The sequence below is a fragment of the Mesobacillus sp. genome (genome assembly GCF_049588175.1).
Classification (GTDB): domain Bacteria; phylum Bacillota; class Bacilli; order Bacillales; family Cytobacillaceae; genus Mesobacillus.
In genome coordinates this window covers 1-2,162 of sequence record NZ_JBAVFI010000658.1, presented here as the reverse complement: position 1 = coordinate 2,162, position 2,162 = coordinate 1, and the positions used below count along the sequence as shown (strand labels likewise).

Sequence of the window (2,162 nt, the reverse complement as noted above, 5' to 3'; positions counted from 1 at the left end):
CATCTGCGATTGACAAGGATGTTGTATCGATTACAACGGCATCATCTGCCTTTTTAAGTGGTGCAACCTCGCGCTCTGAATCAATTTTATCCCTTGCGGAAATCTCCGCCTTCAATTGTTCTAAATCTGACTGAAATCCCTTCTGAGTATTCTCGGCATGCCTCCTCAGTGCTCTTTCCTCCACACTGGCAAGAAGGAAAATTTTTACCTCCGCTTTCGGAAGTACATGAGTCCCAATGTCCCTGCCATCCATCACTACTCCGCCGTCTTTCGCAAACATTTGCTGCCGCTTCACCATTTCTTTCCTTACTTGCTCATGGATTGAAGCATACGATACTTGATTAGTCACCTCAGCAGTTCTGATTTCGTTAGTGACCTCGATTCCATCAAGCACAACTTTTTGCCCAGCTTCTCCTGGGAAAAGTTCAATAGTAGTATCATTCAAAAGACTGATTAAGTCTGTTTCATCATTTAAACTAACGCCTGCTCTTAAGGCCTTGTATGTAAGTGCACGGTACATAGCTCCTGTGTCAATGTATACATATGCAAGTTTTTCGGCTACAATTTTCGCAACCGTACTTTTCCCCGCTGCTGCAGGACCGTCGATAGCAATAGAAATTCGTTTACTCATAGTTCCTCCTGGTACAATCAATGTTGTTGCAATATATTTTCTCTCTTATTTTAACACAAAATTTATTTATTCCTCTTTAATCATTTCATTTTTTAGTGAACAATCTAATTAAAATTATGTAAATTGATAGAAACAATTAAGCATCCGGTGTTCTAGCTAAATTTACTCTAAAATATCGTTTAAATCGTAAAACCAACAAAGTACACGAAACAGTTATATACAACAATGCAAAATTAAGCAGCCACAAAAAAAAGCAGGCATGTCACCTGCTTACTCTTTGCTTCGTATTGAATTCAAAACTTCTGAATGATTATTGTCAGTTACGCCTTCATATTGAGTAATTTGTTTAAGTTCTGGGAATGCATTGAATTCATGAAAAAACAACTGGGCAATAATTAAAAATACAAATTGAATAATAGCAATCTTAATTAATATTCTTTCAAATGATTTCATATCTTTTGCTCCTGCAGCCTATTTTCTTTTAGTATTGGAACAAAAGCTAATAATTATTCGTTTTTAGACTGGAAGTCCTTTCTTTTTCATAGCAAGCTGCCTTTCAAAACAAAATCGTAACAGCATCTGCCTGTCTGTTCCAGTAGCCTCGACAAATTGGACAGACGCTTTATTCATGTGTCCCGGCCCTTCAATGATACGGACAATCTCCCCCCGGAATTTCCTGTATTCATATTCTCCGTTTTGCATCGGAAGGGCAAACCAGCTTTCTATCCTCATGCCCGGCTTCAAACTGCTATTTTTTCCAATGAGCAATGCAGCACCCCCTGCACTGATATCATCAGTAACTGTCGTAAATGGAGCGAATTCACCATTAGTGGAATGCACCGCAACATCTACTGACGTTTCAACACGTACATATTGCCTGCGCTGGATTTTGATTAGATGGTCTTTTCCAGGATAAGATAGCACAACCATTGGAATGTTCTGCTTAACCCTTCCTTTCACCTCGGTTTCAAAAAAGTAGTGAGAACCCGATTCAGTGACAAAATTGGCTTTTAATGGCGTTCCTTCTAAAAGAAAAACAGTCCTGTTCGTGTTCATGTTGACAGGATAATCTATGTATAGGTCACTGCCTTTGTGCTCTACCATTTTACATTTGTACTGCTCTAAATTTTCTGAGTATTTATGCTCAAGGATTATAATATCGCCGATTTTAATCATAGCTAGCCACTTCCCCACATATTTTTCCCTAAGTCTGTCAAAATTGTTGTATTGCCTATAAAGACTTCTTCCAACAACTTAATTGGATTCATGATCTTTTCGAAAAATCCCTTTAAGAAGATTAAATGATCGTAATGCGAATTTGCAATGGATATTATGTAATCATTATGACATGGGAAGATTAATTGGTGCAATAGTCCTTTATAGGATTAATATCCCTTTTTTAAATAAGTTGCTTTGTCGAATCTCTATATTGAATTGCCACATGTTGCTTGGAGCAAACGGCTCTATACTACTCGAAATTGTATTTTCATTTCAATAGTTCGCTGTTTCATCCAGAATACTTCTTTTCCTG

At 37.6% G+C, this 2,162-nt stretch carries 3 protein-coding genes; all 3 read right to left on the bottom strand.

Features of this window, described 5'->3' with window-relative positions:
- A partial coding sequence (gene cmk / locus WB217_RS15815; RefSeq protein ID WP_423994211.1) for a (d)CMP kinase occupies window positions 1–631 on the bottom strand: 631 nt, incomplete at its 3' end.
- A 270-nt stretch (window positions 632–901) separates the two neighbouring features.
- Window positions 902–1,084 carry a YpfB family protein gene (locus tag WB217_RS15810; protein WP_423994210.1) on the bottom strand — a complete coding sequence of 61 codons (183 nt, stop codon included), beginning with the start codon at window positions 1,082–1,084 and terminating at the stop codon, window positions 902–904.
- 63 nt (window positions 1,085–1,147) lie between these two features.
- Window positions 1,148–1,807 carry a flagellar brake protein gene (locus WB217_RS15805; RefSeq protein ID WP_423994209.1) on the bottom strand — a complete coding sequence of 220 codons (660 nt, stop codon included), beginning with the start codon at window positions 1,805–1,807 and terminating at the stop codon, window positions 1,148–1,150.
- Between the last annotated feature and the right edge of the window lie 355 nt (window positions 1,808–2,162).